Source organism: Endozoicomonas sp. ONNA1, from assembly GCF_024606325.1.
In the GTDB taxonomy this organism is placed as follows: Bacteria; Pseudomonadota; Gammaproteobacteria; order Pseudomonadales; family Endozoicomonadaceae; genus Endozoicomonas_A.
The window spans coordinates 1-1,085 of record NZ_JAHHPN010000530.1; the positions used below are offsets into that span (position 1 = coordinate 1).

Below are 1,085 nucleotides of genomic sequence, written 5' to 3' on the forward strand. Positions count from 1 at the left end.
TGATTGTTCTTTTTTAACCAATCCGTGAAGTCACGTTCGAACGCTTGCCATTGCGCACCAAGCAGTTGTTGCAATGAGACTCTCTTATCTGGGTTGTTCTTAAGAGAACCCACGGTGTTATCAGGTAAGTTCGCACTAGCCGTTTTCCAAGGGGCTATCAAAAGAGCATATTGCTCATTTCCCGGAATTGCACAAAATTTTTCCATTGTTATCACCACTTCCTTAAATAGATACCATTTTTTATATTGCTCAATGATTGGGATTTTTCCTTTGGCAAGAACATCGGAGATGCTGATATCACCGGAACTCCAATTGATTACAGAACTTTGTTGTAAAAGATCAAAGTCACTATCTACTATTCGATCAGGGATAATAATGTTTACATTTTTTTCCTTCTGACCAACGGGATTTTGGAAAGTCATGATCACATCTTTTTTATCATCACTGTTGATTTTAAATAAATTAACTGACTTATAGGGAAAAAAGTCCGGCTGCTGTTCGGGGAAATGCTTGCTGAAGTAGCCCGGATTAAGCTGCCGAGAGCTGACTAACACCACATCTCTGTCGTTGTCTCCTTCCATCAGCACCAGAACTCTCAGCGCCTGAGCAAGAAAATATTCATCATGTCCATAGACAAAATAAAATACGCTCTGGTCATTCCCATCACTGCTTTTGCTCAGTGGGTTAGCGCAATACTTACGCAGTAAATCGTCCTTGAATACCGTGTCAGGGTATGTATTTTCCATCAGGTATAAACGCTGACAGCTAAAGCCCATATCAATCTCTTCTATTCCATGACGGCCTGTTTCACTATAATCTCCGCTTTTGGTTTCATATTCACTAACACCCACCGTTTTGCTGGCAAATTCACCTTTGCTGTTTGCCAGCGGTGCTATCAAACCACTCGGGCCATGCAAGATAAAATTGGCCTCATGCAGCAATTGACAGACTTCCTTTTCCTGATGCACTGCGGCTAACTGCTGCTGTTCAGGTGGCCGGAATCCTTGTTGATGGTGACCATCCAGAATGTAGGTTTTAACGTCATCAAAGGTGGCAATGGATCTTAATCGATTCAGCTCATCAAT

1 protein-coding gene is annotated in these 1,085 nt (G+C 41.9%); it reads right to left on the reverse strand.

Features of this window, described 5'->3' with window-relative positions:
- On the reverse strand, positions 1–968 hold a 968-nt coding region (locus tag KDK19_RS12115), incomplete at its 3' end, for a hypothetical protein (protein WP_257292063.1).
- Positions 969–1,085 lie beyond the last annotated feature (117 nt).